This is a genomic window from Actinomadura rubrobrunea NBRC 15275 (genome assembly GCF_001552235.1).
In the GTDB taxonomy this organism is placed as follows: domain Bacteria; phylum Actinomycetota; class Actinomycetes; order Streptosporangiales; family Streptosporangiaceae; genus Spirillospora; species Spirillospora viridilutea.
On sequence record NZ_BCQU01000001.1, the window covers coordinates 40,602 to 59,427 of the forward strand.

The 18,826-nt window shown below is 70.5% G+C and carries 12 protein-coding genes, 1 tRNA gene and 1 pseudogene; 7 read left to right on the forward strand and 7 right to left on the reverse strand.

The window, feature by feature from the left end; genetic code table 11:
* Nucleotides 1–25: 25 nt before the first annotated feature.
* Together AR3_RS00155 and AR3_RS00160 are read left to right on the forward strand one after the other, a co-directional pair.
* Complete coding sequence (locus AR3_RS00155; RefSeq protein ID WP_067906650.1) at nucleotides 26–1,141, forward strand: ATP-binding protein; 1,116 nt, start codon at nucleotides 26–28, stop codon at nucleotides 1,139–1,141.
* Entirely contained in the window at nucleotides 1,138–3,987 is a 2,850-nt protein-coding gene (locus AR3_RS00160; RefSeq protein WP_227023188.1) for a DUF5682 family protein, read from the forward strand. The genes AR3_RS00155 and AR3_RS00160 overlap by 4 nt, the downstream gene beginning before the upstream one ends.
* Before the next feature lie 351 nt (nucleotides 3,988–4,338).
* On the opposite strand, the pseudogene AR3_RS00165 reads toward AR3_RS00160, so the two are convergent.
* A pseudogene (locus AR3_RS00165) lies at nucleotides 4,339–5,330 on the reverse strand (IS481 family transposase); the annotation flags it as partial.
* A 663-nt stretch (nucleotides 5,331–5,993) separates the two neighbouring features.
* Between AR3_RS00165 and AR3_RS00170 the strand changes: the two are divergent.
* Nucleotides 5,994–7,013, forward strand: coding sequence for a sulfotransferase family protein (locus AR3_RS00170; protein ID WP_067906652.1), 1,020 nt, complete (start codon nucleotides 5,994–5,996; stop codon nucleotides 7,011–7,013).
* 164 nt (nucleotides 7,014–7,177) lie between these two features.
* On the opposite strand, the gene AR3_RS00175 is transcribed toward AR3_RS00170, so the two are convergent.
* Nucleotides 7,178–7,642 carry a four-helix bundle copper-binding protein gene (locus tag AR3_RS00175; protein WP_067906866.1) on the reverse strand — a complete coding sequence of 155 codons (465 nt, stop codon included), beginning with the start codon at nucleotides 7,640–7,642 and terminating at the stop codon, nucleotides 7,178–7,180.
* A gap of 885 nt (nucleotides 7,643–8,527) precedes the next feature.
* On the opposite strand from AR3_RS00175, the gene AR3_RS00180 reads away from it, so the two are divergent.
* Entirely contained in the window at nucleotides 8,528–9,442 is a 915-nt protein-coding gene (locus AR3_RS00180; protein ID WP_146150275.1) for an NBR1-Ig-like domain-containing protein, read from the forward strand.
* A gap of 66 nt (nucleotides 9,443–9,508) precedes the next feature.
* On the opposite strand, the gene AR3_RS29160 is transcribed toward AR3_RS00180, so the two are convergent.
* The 4 genes from AR3_RS29160 to AR3_RS00200 all read right to left on the reverse strand — a co-directional run bounded on the left by AR3_RS29160 (nucleotide 9,509) and on the right by AR3_RS00200 (nucleotide 13,170).
* The gene (locus tag AR3_RS29160; RefSeq protein ID WP_083950773.1) at nucleotides 9,509–10,444 is read right to left on the reverse strand and encodes a SpoIID/LytB domain-containing protein; all 936 of its coding nucleotides are present in this window, start codon (nucleotides 10,442–10,444) and stop codon (nucleotides 9,509–9,511) included.
* A gap of 34 nt (nucleotides 10,445–10,478) precedes the next feature.
* Nucleotides 10,479–11,366 (reverse strand): peptidase inhibitor family I36 protein, encoded by an 888-nt coding sequence (locus tag AR3_RS00190; protein ID WP_067906657.1) that lies wholly within the window; start codon nucleotides 11,364–11,366, stop codon nucleotides 10,479–10,481.
* Between the two features lie 37 nt (nucleotides 11,367–11,403).
* On the reverse strand, nucleotides 11,404–12,249 hold the full coding sequence (locus AR3_RS00195; RefSeq protein ID WP_067906660.1) for a peptidoglycan-binding domain-containing protein: 846 nt from the start codon (nucleotides 12,247–12,249) through the stop codon (nucleotides 11,404–11,406).
* A gap of 845 nt (nucleotides 12,250–13,094) precedes the next feature.
* Nucleotides 13,095–13,170: transfer RNA gene (locus AR3_RS00200), tRNA-Lys, on the reverse strand.
* 442 nt (nucleotides 13,171–13,612) lie between these two features.
* On the opposite strand from AR3_RS00200, the gene AR3_RS00205 reads away from it, so the two are divergent.
* On the forward strand, nucleotides 13,613–14,020 hold the full coding sequence (locus tag AR3_RS00205) for a PaaI family thioesterase (RefSeq protein WP_067906662.1): 408 nt from the start codon (nucleotides 13,613–13,615) through the stop codon (nucleotides 14,018–14,020).
* A complete protein-coding gene (locus AR3_RS00210) occupies nucleotides 14,017–14,721 on the forward strand; it encodes a dienelactone hydrolase family protein (RefSeq protein ID WP_067906665.1) in 705 nt (234 codons plus the stop codon). Before AR3_RS00205 ends, AR3_RS00210 begins: the two co-directional genes overlap by 4 nt.
* A 130-nt stretch (nucleotides 14,722–14,851) precedes the next feature.
* Here the strand turns inward: AR3_RS00210 and AR3_RS00215 are convergent, their stop codons facing one another.
* On the reverse strand, nucleotides 14,852–17,530 hold the full coding sequence (locus AR3_RS00215; protein WP_067906667.1) for a helix-turn-helix transcriptional regulator: 2,679 nt from the start codon (nucleotides 17,528–17,530) through the stop codon (nucleotides 14,852–14,854).
* A 115-nt stretch (nucleotides 17,531–17,645) separates the two neighbouring features.
* Here AR3_RS00215 and AR3_RS00220 point away from each other — a divergent pair, with 115 nt between their 5' ends.
* Nucleotides 17,646–18,722 carry an alkene reductase gene (locus AR3_RS00220; RefSeq protein WP_217998406.1) on the forward strand — a complete coding sequence of 359 codons (1,077 nt, stop codon included), beginning with the start codon at nucleotides 17,646–17,648 and terminating at the stop codon, nucleotides 18,720–18,722.
* Nucleotides 18,723–18,826 lie beyond the last annotated feature (104 nt).

Genomic DNA, 18,826 nt, shown 5'->3' on the forward strand with positions numbered 1-18,826 from the left:
ACCCTGCAGAGGAGTCACCGCCGACATGTCCGACCAGATGCTGCGCGCCCCGGCCGAGGTCAAGTACGCCGACGAGCTCGACTACCTGGAATCGGTCGACGACGCGCCCAAGCCGTTCTCGTGGCGGCTCAGCCCGCGGATGGTGCGCACGTTCATCCTCGGCTCCGAACGCTCCGACGGCCTCGACCGCGAGATCCCGCAGAAGTGGTTCGGCGACCGCACCTTCGTCGAACGCGCGATCGTCACGCTCGCGTCCGACCGCGGACTGCTGCTGATCGGCGACCCCGGCACCGGCAAGTCCTGGCTGGCCGAGCTGCTGGCGGCGGCGATCTGCCGCAACTCCACGCTGGTCGTGCAGGGCACCGCCGGCACCACCGAGGACCACATCAAGTACTCCTGGAACGTCTCCATGGTGATCGCCAAGGGGCAGTCCCGGGAGTCGCTGATCCCCTCGCCGATCATGACCGCGATGGAGCAGGGCGTGATCGGCCGGTTCGAGGAGCTGACCCGGGCGTCCAGCGACGTGCAGGACGCGCTGATCTCGATCCTGTCGGAGAAGTACATCTCCATCCCCGAGCTGGACACCGACAACACCGTCTTCGCCAAGCCGGGCTTTTCGATCATCGCGACGGCCAACAGCCGCGACCGGGGCGTCAACGACCTGTCCTCGGCGCTTAAGCGGCGCTTCAACTTCGTGCGCATCCCCGTGGTGACCAGCAAGAAGGCCGAGGCGGAGATCGTCCGGTTCCGCACCGCCGAGCTGCTCAAGCGGCACCGGATCGACCTGGAGGTCGCGCCGTCGCTGCTGGAGGTGCTGCTGCAGAGCTTCGCCGACCTGCGCGCCGCCGCCGCGTCCGCCCGCAGCGACGACGAGAAGCTGGAGTCGGCGCTGTCGACCGCCGAGCAGATCGGCGTGCTGGAGGACGCGATCCTGCACAGCCAGTTCTTCGGCGAACGCGAACTGCGCCCCGAGACCCTCGCGTCCTCCCTCGTCGGGTCGCTGGCCCGGCGCGCCCCCGAGGACCTGGCGATCCTCAACAAGTTCTGGCACGGCGTCATCGAACCGCGCAGCAAGAAGGAGGCCGGCCCGTGGCAGGGCTTCCTGGAGGGCGGCCGCGAGGCGCTGGCGAAGCTGTCATGACCAAGCCCGCAACCGATGACGACATGACCAACCGAACGGCGACCCACGGCCCGGCGGCGGACCGGGTGCCCGGCCTCGACGCGGCCGCCGGGCCGTTCGGCCGGCTCCGCGAGCAACTGCTCGGAGCCGCCGAACGGTTCGGCGCCGGCCCCCTCTCCGACATCCTCGCGGGCATCGTCGAGGACGTTGACCGGGCGCTGCGCGAACCCCTGGAGATCTTCCCGGTGTGCCACCACTCGCCGTCCTCGGCGACGGCGATGGTCCGGCGGCTGCGGGAGAAGCGGCCGAAGGTCATCTACCTGGAACTCTGCGAGGACCTGCGGCCCCTGCTGGACGAGCTGCGCAACTGCACGCTGCCGGTCGCCCTGCAGTCGTTCGCCTCCGAGATCGACGGCTTCCCGGAGTCCTGGGCGCCGCTCAGCGTCATCGCGCCGATCACCGAGGCGTCCGCCGAATACCAGGCGATCTCGTACGCGCTCACCACCTCCGGCGTGGAACTGGTCTTGGTGGACCGGTCGACCGACCACGTCTTCCAGTGGGAGCCGCGCGACGCCGACAAGGACGACTCCGACTCGGGCGACTCGAGCGGCTCGGCGGACGACGAGGCCGCGCTGCACGGCGACGCCGTCGGCGTCGAGATCGGCGACCTGCGCCCGCGCTTCGCCGAACTGGAGGAGCACCTCCTCCACCACGGCAAGGTCCGGCACTGGTCGGAGTGGTGGGACCAGTACGTCGAACAGCCGCTGGTCGACGCCGACTACGACACCTACCGGCAGGTCATGGTGCTGATCGGCAGCCTGTTCCGGCGGCTGCGCCCGGAGGGCTCCGCCCGCACCCGCGTGGACGAGGACCGCGAACGCTACATGTGGACGCGGATCCGCGAACACCTGGCGTCCTCCGGCGCCGACCCCGCCGACTGCCTGTACGTGTGCGGCGCGTTCCACGCGGCGAGCCGCGTCGCGGAGTTCGGCCTGCACGGCGCCACGGGCACGTTCGAAATCAGCCCGCGCACCGCCACCAAGTGGCAGTACGGGCTCATCCCCTCGAGCCACTCGGCCATCGAGGCGCAGTTCGGCCTCGCCCCCGGATCCGTGTCGATCGCCGCCGCGACCTGGGCGAAGGCGCTGCAGCGCAGCGGCATCAGGCCGTTCCGCCTCACGGCGTCGGCGCCGAGGAAGGCGCGGGTCAAGCCCACAAAGCCGACCGTGACGGTGACCGACCGGCTGTCGCAGTTCCTCACGACCGCGCCCACCCCGCACGGCATCGACGAGCAGGAGCTGCTCGGCTGGTGCGTCGACATCGTCCGACTGGCCCGCAAGAACGGCTACGCCGCCAGCACCGCCGACGCCATCGCCGTGTACGAGACGTCGGTCCTGCTCGCCGGCATCCGCGGACGCCGCCGCCCGACGCCGTACGACTTCCAGGACGCGGCGGTCACCTGCATCGAAAAGGACACGGTGCCGGGCCGCCGCGACATCGCCCGCCTGTGCGAGATCCTGCTCGGCGGCGACCGGGTCGGCAAGGTCGGCTACGACGCGCTCCCGCCGCTGGCCCGCGACGTGCTCGACCGGCTGCGACCGCTCTGCCTCGACCTGAAGAAGCGCACCAAGCAGCGGGCGCTGCTCGACCTGGACGCCGAGCCGCACCTGCGGCCCTGCTCGGATCTGCTCTGGATCCTGCGCCGCCTGCTGCCCCACGGCGTCGCCGAGCCCATCATGGGCTCCCGGCGCCTGGGCGAACGCGCCATCCAGGAGAGCTGGGACCTGGCGATCGGCCGGAACATGCGGGCGATCGTCGAGCTGGGCTACGAGGGCGTCACCGTCGAGCAGGTGCTCGAACAGCGGCTCCGCAAAGCCGTTCACGCGCCGGACGCGACCGCCGCCGGCGCCCTCGCCGCCGTGGAGGACTCCCTCCTCTACCTGGACAGCAGGCGCTTCACCAACGAACTCGGCGCCCGCGCCGTCGAACTCCTGTCCGCCGAACGCACGGTGGACGACGCCCCCGAGGTGCTGCGCCGCGCCCGGATGCTGCTCGCCTACTACCAGACGACCGAGCCCGAACTGCCGGAGTGGTTGAAGGCGTTCGTCACCGCCGGGTACGCCCACTACTGCACGCTGCTCCCGACCGCGTTCACCGACGACGCCACCGGGGCGCGGCAGGTCGCGGCGATGCTCGGGTTCCTGCTCGGCATGGAGAACCTGGCGCTGTCCCTCGGCTGCGACCACACCCAGCTCGAACTGGCCGTCCAGCAGTCGCACCCGGAGGACCCCGCCAAGGTCGCCCTCCTGTGGGCGGCGCAGACGCAGCTGGGCCTGCTGCCGCTCGACGAACTGCGGCGACGCTGTGACGACCTTCTGGACAATCCGCTGGTCGTCCCGTCCTTCCCGCTGTACCTGAGCGGTTTCGTCCAGGCCCTTGAGCCCGTGCCGTCGCTGGCGCCCCTGGTGGTGGAGATCCTGTCGAAGGCGTTCGCCCGGCTCCCCGACACGGTCCTGCTCCCGTGGCTGCCGAAGCTGATCGGCACGCTGAAGGACCACGCGGCGGAGATGGTCCCGGTCCTGGTCAGAGAGGCGGGCCGCACCTTCCCCGCCACCCTCCGGGCGCTGGACGACTGGACCCCGCCATGGTCGGCCGCACCGGCGGCGTCCGCCCCGTCCGCCCGGGCAACGGACGCGGGACCGGCAGGCGACCTCCTCGCCGAACACCCCGCCACCTGCGACGCGGTGGCCGCCCTCCTGGGGCTCCCACCCGACTGGCCCACACCGTCCAGCCCCGCGTCGAAGGCGAACCCACTGCTGGCCGAACACCCCGCCACCGCCGAAGCGGTGGCCGCCCTCCTCACCTGACACCAACGGCCGGGCGGCGGGCACCGCTCAAGGCCCGCCGCCCGGCCACACTCCTCAACCAACACCCCTCGCCCACCCCCCACGGCCAGCGCGTACACCCAGGCGTCCCCCTCGAGCGGCCTGCCTCCGCAGTGCGGCCGGCCACGCCCAAAACACAGTGGGCCGCGCCGCGCTCCTCGCGGCGCGGCTCGACGCCGACATCGTCATCACCGCGGCGGGTTGTACGGCGGGGACGCGTTGACGCGGCTGGTCGCCGATGGCCACATCAACAGCTATCACCGCGACCCACCGCACTTGGCGAAGTGCCGCCCGCAGTCGCGTCACCAACCTGTCAGAACAGAGCACCCTGTTCTGTCCTGACAGGTTGGTGACGCGGCTGGCAGGTGGGAGGCCGCCGAGTGCGGTGTGGCCGCGGTGATGGTTGTACAAGTGCAGCCAGGGCGCAAGCGCGGCGCGGCGTTCGGTCTCGGAGGCGTAGGGGCGGGCGTAGGCCCATTCGTCCAGCAGGGTGCGGTGGTAGCGCTCGACCTTGCCATTGGTCTGCGGCCGGAACGGGCGAGTGCGCTTGTGTGTGATCCCGGCGGCGGCCAGGGTGTCGCGCCACAGCCGCGAGCGGTAGCACGAGCCGTTGTCGGCCGGCACGCGCCGGACGGTGATCCCGCAGGAGGCGAAGAACTGCCGGGCGCGTTGCCAGAACGCGACGGCGGTCTGCCGGCGTTCGTCGGACAGGATCATCTCGGTGTAGGCCAGACGGGAATGGTCGTCGATGGCGGTGTGCAGATACCCATAGCCCAGGTTGGCGCGGCCGGGGGTCGTGCGGGGCCGGTCCGGATCGCGGTGGGGGCGAGCTGTTGCGTCTGCCGATGGCGCGGCCGTGGACGCGGTGGCCGCCGCCGTCGGGGATGTTGCCCAGTTTCTTGACGTCCACGTGCACCAGGTCGCCGGGGGCGGGGTGCTCGTAGCGGCGCACGGGCCGGCCGGTGGCCCGGTCCAAGTGGGCCAGGGGCGGACAGCCGTAGCGTTGCAGCACGCGGTGCACCGTGGAGGGGGCCAGGCCCAGGCGGGCGGCGATGCGGGCCGGGCCGAGCCGGTGCGCACGCGGGTGCGTACGATGCGCCGTTCGATCCGTCGGGGTGTGCGCCGGGGGCTGGTGTGCGGGCGGCTGGGACGGTCGCTCATGCCCGCTGCGCCCTGCTGCCGGTACCGGTCGGCCCAGCGTTTGGCGGTGGTGGCCGAGACCTGAAACCGTTCGGCGGCCGTCGCAGCGACCAGCCTTCGTCCACGACACAGCGGGCCAGGCGGAGACGACCCAGCTCGGTCAGCGGGGCGTTACGGTGGGGCATGAGGACCTCCCGGCGGGTGGTGCGAAACTTGGTCGACTCACACCACGCCAGGAGGTCCTCCCTGTTTCAAGCTCATCGGCCTGTGTCGCCGTCACCAACGTCCATGGTCAGTACAGCTAGCGGTGGCTTCTCGAACGCGTCGCGGCTGCCTACTCGATTGCGTAGTTGACGCGCCGCCTACCCTCGGTTGGGTCACGGCCGCTGCGCCGACCGACGCGCACATGTGCTGTGCCAGTCGATGAGGGTCGGGCTTGGACGTGACCGGTGCAGGGACGGCCTAACGCCACGTGGTGTTCCTCGGTGACGTGGGATGCCGGGTAAGCAGGCGGAATCGAGCCGACGTTGCGCGAGGTGCGTTGGCCGCTTGACGCACCGCTTGTGCTCTAGCGGCGCTTGGCCTTGGGGGAGGGCCGTGCGTGGCACCGGCGGCGTCTTGGCGGCGGCGTGGGTGAGCAGTCGGGTTGAAGACGGTACGTCCGCTTCCGGTCGAGCACCCTACAGGCGGGAAGTTCCGCTGAATTGCTCGGGCACAATATCTGGCACGGCCATCTCCTTCCTTCTCCCTTGGCCGATGGCGAAGGATCGCGGGGTGACCTCCTCCGGCCACGGGACACGTCCGCAAGGCGTCAACGGGTAGGGGGCACACGGATCCTGATCACACCCGTGGACGTGGAAATGGACGCTGAGACGCAAGAGGCCCCGGTCTCTCCTGGGAGGAGCGCTAACCTCCGATTCAGGTTCCCCAAGACGCAGGACCGGTCGCTGACGTCGGTCTTCGTCGTCGGCACCTTGTTCTCGGGATCGACGCTGATCGGGCGCGACATCACCACCCGGATCAGGAAGGCCCATTACGTCGGCGAGCTGAACAACTTCACGCAGGTCCCGGAGCTCAGCCATCCGTCCTCCGGACGCAGCTGCGGTCCCTGTTCCCTGCTCGGCAAGCGGTGCCGCCACTTCACGGACGCGCTCCGCGAGCGCGTGAGCTACAACGACATCTTCGGCATGCACGAGCAGCTGGCTCGTTCCCTGGGCGCCTCAGTGATCATCGACGGGAGCAAGTTCGTCGCCTGGCTCCGGCGCGCGCTCGAACAGCAACGCGCCGACCCGGCCAACCGCACCCCGGTGAAGGTGATCGTCACGGTGCGCAACCCGATCGCCTTCGCGATCAGCCACCGGAACCGGACGGGAGAACAGCTCTGGCAGGGAGCCGGCATCTGGCGGGACACCTACGTCGACGCTCTGCGCACCGTCAACACTCATGGGCTCCCCCACATGGTGCTGCGTTACGAGGAGTACATGGCGGCGCCGGAACGGTCACTGGAGCGCCTGAGCGCGTTCTTGCATCTGCCGCTGGACGCCAAGCCGGACGCCACCAGGCTCCATGACACCGGCGGCAACTGGAGCTCCTTCGTCCCCTACGTAGGCAAGAAGGAACTCGACGAGTACATCGCGCGGCTCAAGGGACCAGGGCGCGCGGAAGCGGAGAAGTTCGTGGAGCACGCCCGGGCCTATTGGAATGACGACAAGCCTAAGGAGGACACCCGCTGGCATCGCAGCCTCACCGCCGGTGAAGCCTATGCGGTCCTGAGCACGCCGGGATTGCCCGACGTGGCGAGCATTCTCGGCTACAACCTCGCCCAGGTCGTCCACCTCGCCGTCCGAGGGCGGGGCTCAGCAGCCTGACAAGGGCCTGAGGCGCTTCGACCACGTGACGACCGAAGCAGGGCGCGGGCCACAGGTCGCCGGTCATCGATGTGGCGGGCGGCTGGACCCGCGCCCGCGGGTTCGGAAGCGATCCCACCACGTGGAGAACACCGGCGGGTGTGCGAGTGCCAGGAGGCCTCGTGTCAGATGCGTTGCTGAGGTGCCGCCTGGTGAGGCTGCTCCGCTCCCTTGCCGCTGGGTGTGAGCTTGGGCAGCAGGTCCTTCAGGGCCTGCTCGGTCTCACGGCAGGACTGCGCGCAGACGCGGCAGTGCTCGTGGGAGGCGCTGTGCTCGGCGCACGAGTCCCCGCAGGTCTTGGTGGCCTGGATGGCCGCTTCGACCTGCGCCTTGGTCAGCCGGGCGTCGTAGCCGGTGTGACGTGACAGGACGGAGGCGGCGGCCGTGCAGATGTCGGCGCAGTCGAGATTGTCGCGGATGCAGCGCGCCAGCATGGGCAGCTGGTCGGCGGGCTCCGACAGACAGGCGTCCGCGCACGCCGTACAGGCCTGTGCGCAACTGCTCAAGGCGTCGATGACATGCGACAGCTGATCGTGCTCCAGATTGATGTCGGCCGGATAGGTGTCCAGCATCTGCGCTGTGTAGGTCATGGCTATCACCTCGCTGTGTGCTGGCCTACCCTCCGGCCATCCGGCAAACGTGGACGAGCTGCCGAAACGGCACGGTGCCGACGCTCTCACAGTGTGATGTCGGGCTGTCTCGATGTGTGACCAAGAGCCTTGCGGGCGTCGGCCGGAGATGGGGTGTCGAGGACGGCCTGCAGGAGGGAGTGCATGGCGGCCTTGCCGGTGCGGGCGGGCCGGCGGCGCAGGCCGCCGGGGCCGAGGAGGTGGGCGCCGGCGCGGTCGCCGAGGTGGACGGTGAGGAAGCCGACGGTGGCGAGGGCGCGTGTCGAATGTCACCCCAGGGCTCAGCGTTCGAACCTCAGGCCGCCGACGCGTGTGGTCTCGTCGAGCCCGGCGCGCAGGGCGCGCATGCCGCCGTTCGTCCCATGAGAGCGTCGCGCCTCCACCCGAGCCTCGGCTGGGCGCACGACGGCCGCACAGGCAGACGTTCGCTTGCCCCTTCTCTGCGGAAAACCGCTTCTCATGGGGTGCAAAGCCGTGCGGTTAGTGCCCGACTCTCGAGGGCGACAGACTGTTGAACAATATACGACTTTGTTGAAAATAGAAGGATTTGCTCGCTGGTCAGAGGGCTGCCGAAGCGCGGACCGAAGTCCTGGCGATCGTCGCAGATTGATTGCCCGCATATGCAGATGGTCATGATCTAAGGTGAGGGCGCCCGCGTTGTCCACAGGTATCGGCTCGTGCTTGAGCGGGAAGCGGGCGCGCTGTTAACTTCGCCCGGTGGACGATGTGCGTGCACAGGAGGCGATCGCGGACTTCGCGGCGACTCTTCGGGAACTGCGGAGATCGGTGGGAAACCCGCCTTTCCGTGAGATGGCCGGCCGATCGGGGGCGATCTCGCACACGACCTTGCACGAAGCCACGAAGGGCAACAGGCTTCCGAGTTGGGCGACCACCGCCGAGTTCGTCAAGGCGTGCGGCGCCGACCCGGCCGCGTACCGTGAACGCTGGGAGAAGGCGAACCAGGTGGTCAGAGCGGCCGGCGCCGGGAAGCGCGCGGCCGCCGCGGGCGCGGCCGCGGCCCGTCCGCCCGACGGAGTCCAGACGCCCGCTGAGAACCGGCAGACCGTGGACGTCGCCGTCGGGGCGCGGCCGTCCGGCGGGGGCGGCGGGCCCTCCGCATCCGTGGCGAGCCCGTCATTACCGCCCGACGACATCGCAGACGACGCCCGGCCGACACCTTCCGCTCCCAGCGGTCGGCGGCGGTTCCGGCTGAGCCGCCCGGCGGCGGTCGCGTTGGCGACGACGGTCGTCGGTGTGGGAACGGCGGTCGCCGTCGTGGTCGCCGTCGATCGCGGCTCTGGGGCCGACGGGGCCGACCTGAAGCCGTCCGACAACCGGTCGAAGGCGGCGCTGACCCCGGCCGACTGTCCCGTGCAGGTGCGCAACCCGCCGCCGGCGCCGCCGACGCATGAGGGCGACGCCGCCACGTTCATCGCGGACATCACGCTGCCCGACTGCACGCATGTCGCCGCCGGCAAGACCGTGACCAAGATCTGGCGGCTCAAGAACGCCGGGAAGGTGCCGTGGAAGGGGTATTCGCTGCGCCGCCTCGACCTTCCGCAACGAGCCGACCAGTGCCAGACCATCTCCGAAGTGCCGATCGACGACACGAAGCCGGGCGAGATGGTCGACATCCGGACCGACATCACCACGCCGAGGAAGCCGGGCCTGTGTTACGTGCGGTTCAAGATGGTGGACGCCGCAGGACGGGTCGCGTTCCCCGGCAACCGTCCGGTCAACTTCCAGATCATCGTCGAGTGACTCGGGTCCCCGCCGCGGAAGGGGTTGCGGCGGGGACCCGAGAGCCGGACGGTCACGCCGTCACGGTCAGGAGATGGCGATCCCTCTGTAGTAGTACTTCAGGATCCTGTCGTAGCTCCAGCCCGCGTTGGCCTTGTCGCGGGAACCGTACTGCGACATCCAGTCCCCGTCGACCCACGCGCCGCACTCAGTCGACGTCCGGCAGTAGTGGGCCTGCAGGATCTTCCCGTTGCGGGTCATCCGCTTGTTCCACGTCGCGTCCACCGCGGCGTTCGTCGCCGGCGTCGCCGAACCCGGCTTGTAGACCTGGCTCGACGTGGTGTCGTAGACGTCGAAGCACTCACCGCTCGGCGTCTTGCGGGTCGAGTGCAGCGCCCAGTACCAGCCGAAGCTCTTGACGGCCATCGCGCCGGCCTTGAGGGACTCCTTCGGCCAGCTCGGCACCCACTCGTTCGGCAGGACGTTCTTGACGTAATCCTTGAAATCCACCCGGTCCACGCGGTTCAACGACACCCGGTACACCAGGATCGTGCTGGGAGGCTTGGTGTGCGTGCCGTCCGTCTTGCACTCGGTCGAGCTCATGAACCGATGCGAGGCGTTCTGATTCTTCAAGGTGGCGTTCAGGTTGCCCTTGGCGCCGGGCTTGAAGTCCTGGAACGCGCCCCCGTAGTTGCTGTTGTAGTAGACGCGGACGGTCTTGCTGCTGCGGTTCCAGACCGAGGCGGCGTTGTTCTTGACGCACTTGCCTTTGCCGTTGCCCGGACCCTTGAAGTCGTAGCAGGAGGGTTGCGAGGTGCCGTAGTTGGCGATCGAGCCGGTGAAGTCCGAGACCGATCCCTGGTTGTTGCTGTTGTAGAAGTAGCAGAACTCGCCGCTGTCGCACTTGCCGTCGCGGCCCGCCGCCGAGGCGGGCGCCGCCGGGATGAACACCGCCCCGGCGGCCGCCAGCACCGCGGTCGCCGCGGTGAGCTGCGAGATCAGCCGCGCTGTTCGTTTCGCCACTGTCGTCTACCTCTTCCGGTGGAGTCGCAGCGCGTCAGCGGACGTTGTAGCCCTGGGAGTGCCAGAACGAGGTCGGGTTCGGGTTGTCGAGGTGCGGGTCGTTCACGCTCTTGGCCGCGTGCGTCTGCCGGCCGGGCCGCATCTCGACGTGGGTGTGCGCGGCCGACTTGGACGAGATGCCGCGCCACGACTCGTCGGCGATGACCTGGCCGCGCTTGATCTTCTGGCCGACGCGCAGGGAGGACAGCGGCGCGGTGTGCAGGTAGATCACCGTCTTGTTCAAGGAGGAGTTGTAGATGGAGATCGTGGACAGGCCTCCGCCGCCGGTGGAGCCGCGCGCGATGTAGATGATCTCACCGGCGACCAGGGCGTGGACGTCCGAGCCGATGCTGCGGGCGATGTCGATGCCCTCGTGACGGCCGGGCGTGCTGGTGTAGCCGTCGAAACCGCAGGTGACCCTGCCGCCGCTGGCCTTGTACAGCGCGTACGACATGTTCACACGCGACGACGGCGCGAATTCGTGGGAGGCGTTCTGGTTCTTCAGGGTGGCGTTCAGGTTGCCCTTGGCGCCGGGCTTGAAGTCCTGGTAGGCGCCGCCGTAGTTGCTGTTGTAGTAGACGCGGACGGTCTTGCTGCTGCGGTTCCAAACCGAGGCGGCGTTGTTCTTGATGCACTGGCCTTTGCCGTTGCCCGGGCCCTTGAAGTCGTAGCAGGAGGGCTGGCTGGTCCCGTAGTTGGCGACGGAGCCGGTGAAGTCCGAGACCGATCCCTGGTTGTTGCTGTTGTAGTAGTAGCAGAATTCGCCGCTGTCGCACTTGCCGTCGCGGGCCGCCGCCGAGGCGGGCGAGGCGAGGACGGACGCGGCACCGCCGAACGCGATGGCGGCCGTCGTCACGGTCAGGATCTTGCTGAGCGTGCTCATGCCGTTCTCCTTCTGATGTGCTGAACCTCGGTACGGGTCAGTTGCGCCGGTACTCCTCCCAGGTGCGGATGGGCACCTTGGGGCCGTCGTCCGGGCCGCGGTCGGCGAGCCCGTTCCGGCCGAGGTAGTAGTCGCCGACCTGGTGCTGGGCCTGGCTGGACAGGTCGGTGTCGTTGATGGCGACGGCGTGGATGTGCCACGGCCAATCGCCTTGCTCGGGGCTGCGCAGCCATGCCGCGAAACCGACACGGCGCAGCGCGCGGACGGCCTTGGTGCGGGTTGCGGAGTCCATCCCCTTGACGGAGATGTCGACGGCGCCGCCGCCGTCGTGAGTGCCCGCGGACGTGGGGTCGCCGCCCGGGTTGTACGAGCCCTGGTCGAGGACGAACGTGCGGCCGAGCAGCCGCTCCGCCTCGGTCAACATGGCCCGCGTGCGGGTGTTGATGACGACGCCGCCGGTGGATACTCGCGCGCCCGGTTCGATGACGCGGGTGACGGTGAAACGGCCGGCGCCGAGCTTGGTCAACGACGCCTTGCCCGGCAGGCCGTTGGCGGCGAGCCCCGTGTACCCGAGCGACCTCTGGTACGCCGCGTAGGCGGCGACCGTCTTGGTGCCGAAGTGGCCGTCCACGTACTCCGCGTCGAGCAGCTTCTTGTCGCGCAGAGCCTGCTCGACGAGCAGCACACTGGCCTTCGCGCCCGGCGTCAGCGCGGTGTCAGGCCGCCGCGGGTCGATCTGGGCGGCCTTGACCGTGGCCTCCATGTTCACGTTCGGGAGGGCCCGGACGTCGGCCACGGGCGCCGCCGACGTCGTGGACGTTCCGGCGAGGGCCGTGACCAGTGCGGCCGACACGAGGGCAGCAGCGTACGCGGGCAGCTTCATCGTCTCTCCTGTGCGGAAGCGGGGGGTCGAAGCACGCGGCGGAGTCCACGGTCACGAATCACCCACGTGTCCACAAGAGGATCGGTGTTGTCAGGCTGTTCGACGCCCACTTCCGAACAGGCACAAACACCTTCTGACAGGTATCCGACGCCGGAAGAGCAGCCCTCGCCCGTCTCGCGGACAGACCGCCATGTCCGCGTCCAACACTCAACCCGCGCCCGCCGTCAAACCCGCCTGACGAGTTGAGCCAGCGCACCAGAACGACAACCGCCGCTCCGCTCGCACCTGCTCTCCCGCCTGCACAGGATGAACGGGCATGCTCACCGGCGAGCTACGTTGAATGCTGCGAACCACCCCGCCTACGCGAGCGGACCGCACAGAAGACGCCGCGACGGCTGGCCCACCCTCGCCTGCGTCCGGTGAACGCATGCGGACACGCAGCGTCTCGTCACGTGGACGAACCTCCCACCCCCGCCTGCGCGGGGAAAACAACATCTGCTCGACCAGATTCTCAGCGGCGCCCGGACCACCCCCGCCTGCGCAGGGAGAACGAGAACCAGCTGGCCCGCTTGGGCGAAGTGGACGGACGACCCCCGCCTGCGCGGGGAGAACAAAGAGTCGCCTCGTTCACCGAGGGCCTGGGTCGGACCACCCCCGCCTGCGCGGGGAGAACGGAAGACCAGCAGTGCACGTGACCGTCATCAGGGTTCTCCCCGCGCGAGCGGGGTTGGTCCGCATCAGAACGAATGTGCGGTGCCGTGCTCCCTGTTCACGCGGAAGTCGGCTGGGACGAGGCCAGCTGGGAGGCAGGGCGGGGCCAGCTTGTAGTTGCCCCTGGGAAAGAGTGGTGGGTCGCGTGGGACTCGAACCCACAACCTACGGATTAAAAGTCCGGAGCTCTGCCAATTGAGCTAGCGACCCTCGTGTGTGGTGGTGCGGCCTCACCGACCTTCGGTGGGTGGTGCTCCTGTCCGATCAGAGTCTAGAGGGCGGTCTGGGCGCTCGCATCCGAGTATGACTCGGGGGTCAGGTGAGGCACAGGGGGGCGGTGAGGGCGTTTCCGACGTTGCTGCGCAGACAGGTGGGGCTGCCGTGACCGAGGTCATCGCGGGTGTCGGGGGTGCGGATCCGGATGGGCGCCCGGGCGGGACGAGAAGGTTTCGGCGGGCGGACGAGCTGGAGGTCGGCGTCGTGGGAGACCGCCCTGGAGCGGGTGGCCAGGTCCGGACGAGCGGTTCGGGGATCCAGCGACCCTGGTGCTTCGGGGCGGAGTCAACGGATCGTCAAGAAACTTCGTGGGCGGACGGCGAAAGAAGAAGAATCCCCTGGTGCGCGGCGACGAATCCATTGCCATCATGGCGGGATGACGATGACGCTTGACGATGCCGACCAGATTCTTCGTGACAACTTCGCGCCCTGGATCCAGGACCTCGGGCTGACCGTGGAGGCGGTGGGGGACGGGCACGCCACCCTGCGGCTGCCGTGGTCGGACCGGCTGGCCCGGGAGGGCGGCAGCCTGTGCGGGCAGGCGCTGATGGCGGCGGCGGACACCGCCACGGTGATCGCGGTCTCGGGCGCGCGCGGCGGGTACGTGCCGATGACGACCGTGCAGCAGTCGACGACGTTCCAGCGGCCCGTCGTCGGCAAGGACGTGCTGGTGACGGTGCGGATCACCAAGATCGGTCGGACGCTGGCGTTCGCGGACGTGACGATGGCCGTCGACGACGTCACCGTCGCCCACGCGAGCACGGTCTACGCTCTGCTGGCATGAGCGACACGGTCAAGGTGGCGGTCCCGGACGGCGAGTTCGACCTGCACGTGTGGGCTCCGGACGGCGGCGGTCCGGGCCTCCTTCTCATCCAGGAGATCTTCGGCGTCGGCGAGTACATCCATGCCGTCGCCGAGGACCTGGTCGGGCTCGGCTACGTGGTGGCGGCGCCGGACCTGTTCTGGCGGCTGCGGCCGGGCTGGGCGGTGCCGCACACCGAGGAGACCATCAAGCAGTCGCTCGACCTGGCGGCGGGTTTCGACGCCGGCAAGGGCGTCGACGATCTGGTGGCCGCGCTGGACCGGTTGCGCGGGCTGCCGCAGGTGTCCGGCGGTATCGGGGCGCTCGGGTTCTGCCTCGGCGGGACGATGGCGCACCTGCTGGCGGCGCGTGCCGACCTGGACGCGGCCGTGTCGTTCTACGGGTCCGGTGTGCCGGACGCGCTGGACGCGTTCGACCGGATTCGGTGCCCGATCCTGTACATCTTCGGCGGGTCCGACCCGTACATCCCGCGTGAACGGGTGGCGGCGGTCGAGGAAGCGGCCGCGGGACGCTCCAACGCGGTGGTGCACGTTCTGGAGGACGCCGGGCACGCCTTCCACAACCGCAAGGCGCCGATGTTCTACCAGCCCGAGCCCGCGGCGCGTGCCTGGCAGCTGACGGAGGAGTTCCTCAGCCGTCACTTTCCAGCAAGGCCCGAGTAGGGTTGGCGCGGTCCCGCGGCGCATCCCACTTGGAGGGGATGGCGGCCCCCATTGTTGCCGTCCTTGGGCGGCCTGCACTGGGCCCTGGCGGTGGAGTCGCTGCGGCTGCGGCTTGGGTGGACGGAGCCGTTCAGGAAGCGGCCCGTCCTTGGTCTGCCAGGAGCCGGGACAGCTCCCTGCGGGACGAAACGCCCAACTTGGGATACGCCTTGTAGAGGTGGTACTCGACCGTGCGGGGGCTCAGGAACAGCTGGGAGGCGATCTCGCGGCTGCTGACCCCGTCGGCCGCGAGCCGCACGACCTGGCGTTCCTGAGGGGTCAGCCGGTCGAGCAGATCGGGTGCGGTGGCGAGCGCGGCCGCGCCGGTCTCGCCGGTCGCGCGCAGTTCGGCCCGGGCGCGTTCGACCCACGGTGTGGCTCGGAGACGTTCGAAAGTCTCCAGGGCGGAACGCAGCGGTGCGCGGGCGTCCGAGCGGCGCCGTGAACGACGAAGCCATTCGCCGTACAGCAGTTGGGTGCGGGCCCGTTCGAACGGCCTGCCGCCGTGTTCGGTGTGGAGGCGGACGGCCTCCCGGTAGTGGTCTTCGGAGTCGTCCAGGAGGGCCCGGCAACGCGCCGCGACGGCCAGCGCCCACGGTTGCCCGCCTGCGTCCGCCCAGCGTTCGAACCGTTTCAGCGGTTCGCGGGCGCGGTCGGGGGTTCCCGCGCGCACCGCCGCCTCCACCAGGTCGGCGTCGGCCGGGACGAGGTGGTGGGCGACTTCTTCGAAGCGGCGCACGGCGTCGGCGTGGCGGCCGAGGCCGAGGTCGAGCAGGCCGAGGACGTACCCGGCGTCCGACGGGGACGCGTCGGCGAGCAGGTCGCGCACGCGCTGCTCGTCGCCTTCGATCGCCGCGACGCGCGCCAGGGTCGCGGCGAGGCGTCCGGCGACTTGCCGCATGCCGATGTCGCGGGCGAGGGCGAGCGCCTCGGCGGCGGTGCTTTCGGCGTCCCGGTGCCGCCCGGCGGCGATCTGCGCCTGGGCCTGGGCCCGCAGGACGTCCGGCAGGGCGCCGACCAGGCCGTTGCCGCGGCAGTACGCGGTGTGGGCGGCGGCCAGTTCCAACGTCGCGTCGTCGTCGCCGAGGATCAGGCTCGCGTAGACGGCCTGTACGCGGCGGTCGACGACGGTGGCGACGGTGTCGGCGCCCGGGGATGCGGCGTCCGCGGCGCGGGTCTCGGCGACCAGTTCGGCGAGCAGGGGCAGGCCGGTGGCGTGGTCGCCGGCGGCGATGCGGGCCAGGCCGTCGACGGCCTTGTCGGGACGGCCCAGTGCGCGCAGCCGTTCGGCGGCGTTCTGGACCAGGGCGACCTGGCCGGCGGTCCAGGCGTGGGCGGCGGCGGTGCGCAGCATCGCCTCGGCTTCGTCGGGTTCGACGTCCGCGGCGTGGTCGAGGAGCAGCTGGGAGGCGGTGTGCGGGTCGCCGCGCTCGTACTCCACGGCCGCACGGACGGCCGCCAGCCGGGCCCGCTCGGCGGGGTCGGGGGCGGACCGCTTGGCTTCCGCGGTCAGCGCCAGGGCGGCCTCGGCGTGCCCGGCCCGCAGGACGGCGGACGCCGCCTGCCGCAGCCGCCGGGCGCGTCCCGGCAGGCCGGGGGTGAGCCGGGCGGCCCGCCGGTACAGGGCGGCGGCGGTGTCGTAGTCGGCGAGTCCTTGGGCCTTGGCGGCCTGTTCCTCCAGCGCGGCGGCGACGTGCTCGTCCGGGGTCACGACCGCCGACGCGCGGTGCCGGACCCGGCAGCCCGGGTCGTCGGCGCTGTCCGCGAGCGCCTGGTGAACCTGCATGCGCTGGGCGGACGGCGCGTCCTGGTAGGCGGCGCTGCGCACCAGGGGATGCCGGAAGTCGAGGGAGCTGCCGGACACCTCCACCAGCCCGGCCTGTTCGGCCGGGGCGAGGTCGTCCAGGGTCACGCCGAGCAGCTCGGCGGCGCGCAGCAGGGCCGGCATGTGCCCGCGTCCCTCGGCCGCCGCGATCAGCAGCATGAGCCGGGTTCGCTCGGGCAGCCCCGCGATCTGCGTGCGGAACGAGGCGAGCACCCGGTCGGCGACCGGCAGCGGATCGACCCCGGTGTCGGGGCGGCCGCGCCGCGCGGCGGCGAACTCGATGAGCGCGAGCGGGTTGCCCGCCGACTCCTGGTAGACCCGGTCGTGCAGGGCGGCCGGCAGGCCCTGGTCGCGCAGCAGCCGGGACGCGTCGGCGCGGGCGAGGCGCCGCGGCCGCAGTTCGGGCAGGCCCGACCCGTCCGTCTCGTCCCGCGTGGCGAACAGCATGGCGACGCCTTCGGCGGTGAGCCGCCGGGCGGTGAACAGCAGCGCGTCGGTCGTGCCGCGGTCGATCCACTGCAGGTCGTCGACGAGGCAGAGCACCGGCTGCTTCTCGGCCAGGTCGGCGAGGAGCGTCAGCAGGGCCAGGCCGGCGGCGAACCGGTCGGCGGGACCGCACTCGCGGGGGGTGCACACCCCGAGCACGGTGTGCAGGGTGTGGGCGTGGACGTCCGGCAGGGCGCCGATCCGCTCCTGCACCGGCCACAGCAGCTGGTGCAGCCCTGCGAACGGGATGTCCTTCTCCGCCTCGACGCCGGTCGCGCGCAGCACGAGCATGCCCGCGGCGTCCTCGGCGGCGCTCTCCGCGGCGCGCGCGGCGTGCTGCAGCAGCGTCGACTTGCCGATGCCCGCCTCGCCCCGCACGACCAGCACGCCGCTGCGGCCGTCGCGCGCGTCGGCGAGCAGCCGGTCGATCTCCGCCAGCTCCGCGTCCCGCCCGTACAACTCGTCCCCAAAGTTCCGTGGCCGACCCCAGAAACCCTACGGATTCGGGGCGCGACCGCCCGCTCCTAGGGTTCTTGGACGTCTGCCGACACCTATTTCATTCCTGGAGACCTTCGTGGACGTGTTGTTCGAGCCCGTGACCATCGGGAAGCTGGAGCTGCCCAACCGCCTGGTGATGGCGCCGATGACCCGCAGCCGCGCCACCGAGGACGGGCGGGTGGTCGAGTCGACCGCCGAGTACTACGCGCAGCGCGCCGAGGCCGGACTGATCATCAGTGAGGGCGTCCAGCCGTGCGTGCGGGGGCAGGGGTACGTGCGGACGCCCGGGCTGCACACGCCGGAGCAGACGGCCGCGTGGCGGGTGGTGACCGACGCGGTGCACGCCAAGGGCGGACGGATCTTCGCGCAGCTCATGCACAGCGGCCGCATCGGGCATCCGGTGCTGTACCCGGACGGCGGCCTGCCGGTGGCGCCGTCGCCGATCGCCTCGGGCGGGCAGCTGTACACGCCGGACGGCATGCTGGACCACCCGGTGCCGCGGGAGATGACGCGGGACGACATCGCCGAGGCGATCGAGGCGTTCGCCGCGGCGGCGCGCAACGCGGTCGAGGCCGGTTTCGACGGCATCGAGCTGCACGGTGCCAACGGGTACCTGATCCACCAGTTCCTGGCCGACGGCAGCAACCGCCGCACGGACGCCTACGGCGGTTCCATCGAGAACCGCATCCGCTTCGCCGTCGAGACCGTCGCGGCCGTCGTCGACGCCATCGGGCCGGAGCGGGTCGGGCTGCGCATCTCGCCGGGGAACCGCCACAACAACATGAGCGAGAGCGACACCGAGGACCTGTACGTCGCGCTGCTGCGGGCGCTCGTCCCCTACAACCCGGTGTACCTGCACATCATGGAGGCCGGAGACCGGAAGGTGACCGAGCGGCTGCGCGCGGAGTGGCCGGGCACGCTGATCCTGAACCCGCATCCCACGCCCGAGTCGTTCCCGGCGAAGCCCGAGTACGGCGCCGCGGCGCTGCGGGACGGGCTGGCGGACGCGGTCGCCTTCGGCGAGCTGTGGCTGGCCAACCCGGACCTGCCCGCCCGGATCAAGGCCGGCGGCCCTTACAACAAGGCGGACCAGGACACCTTCTACGGCGGTGACGACCGCGGGTACACCGACTACCCGACTCTCGAAGGCTGACCGGGCCGACGTCCGTGAACACGCGAGCGCTCCCGGCATCGCCGTGACGGTGCCGGGAGCGCTCGGCGTGGTGCAGCCGAGATGCCCCGTCATCGGCCCTCTCA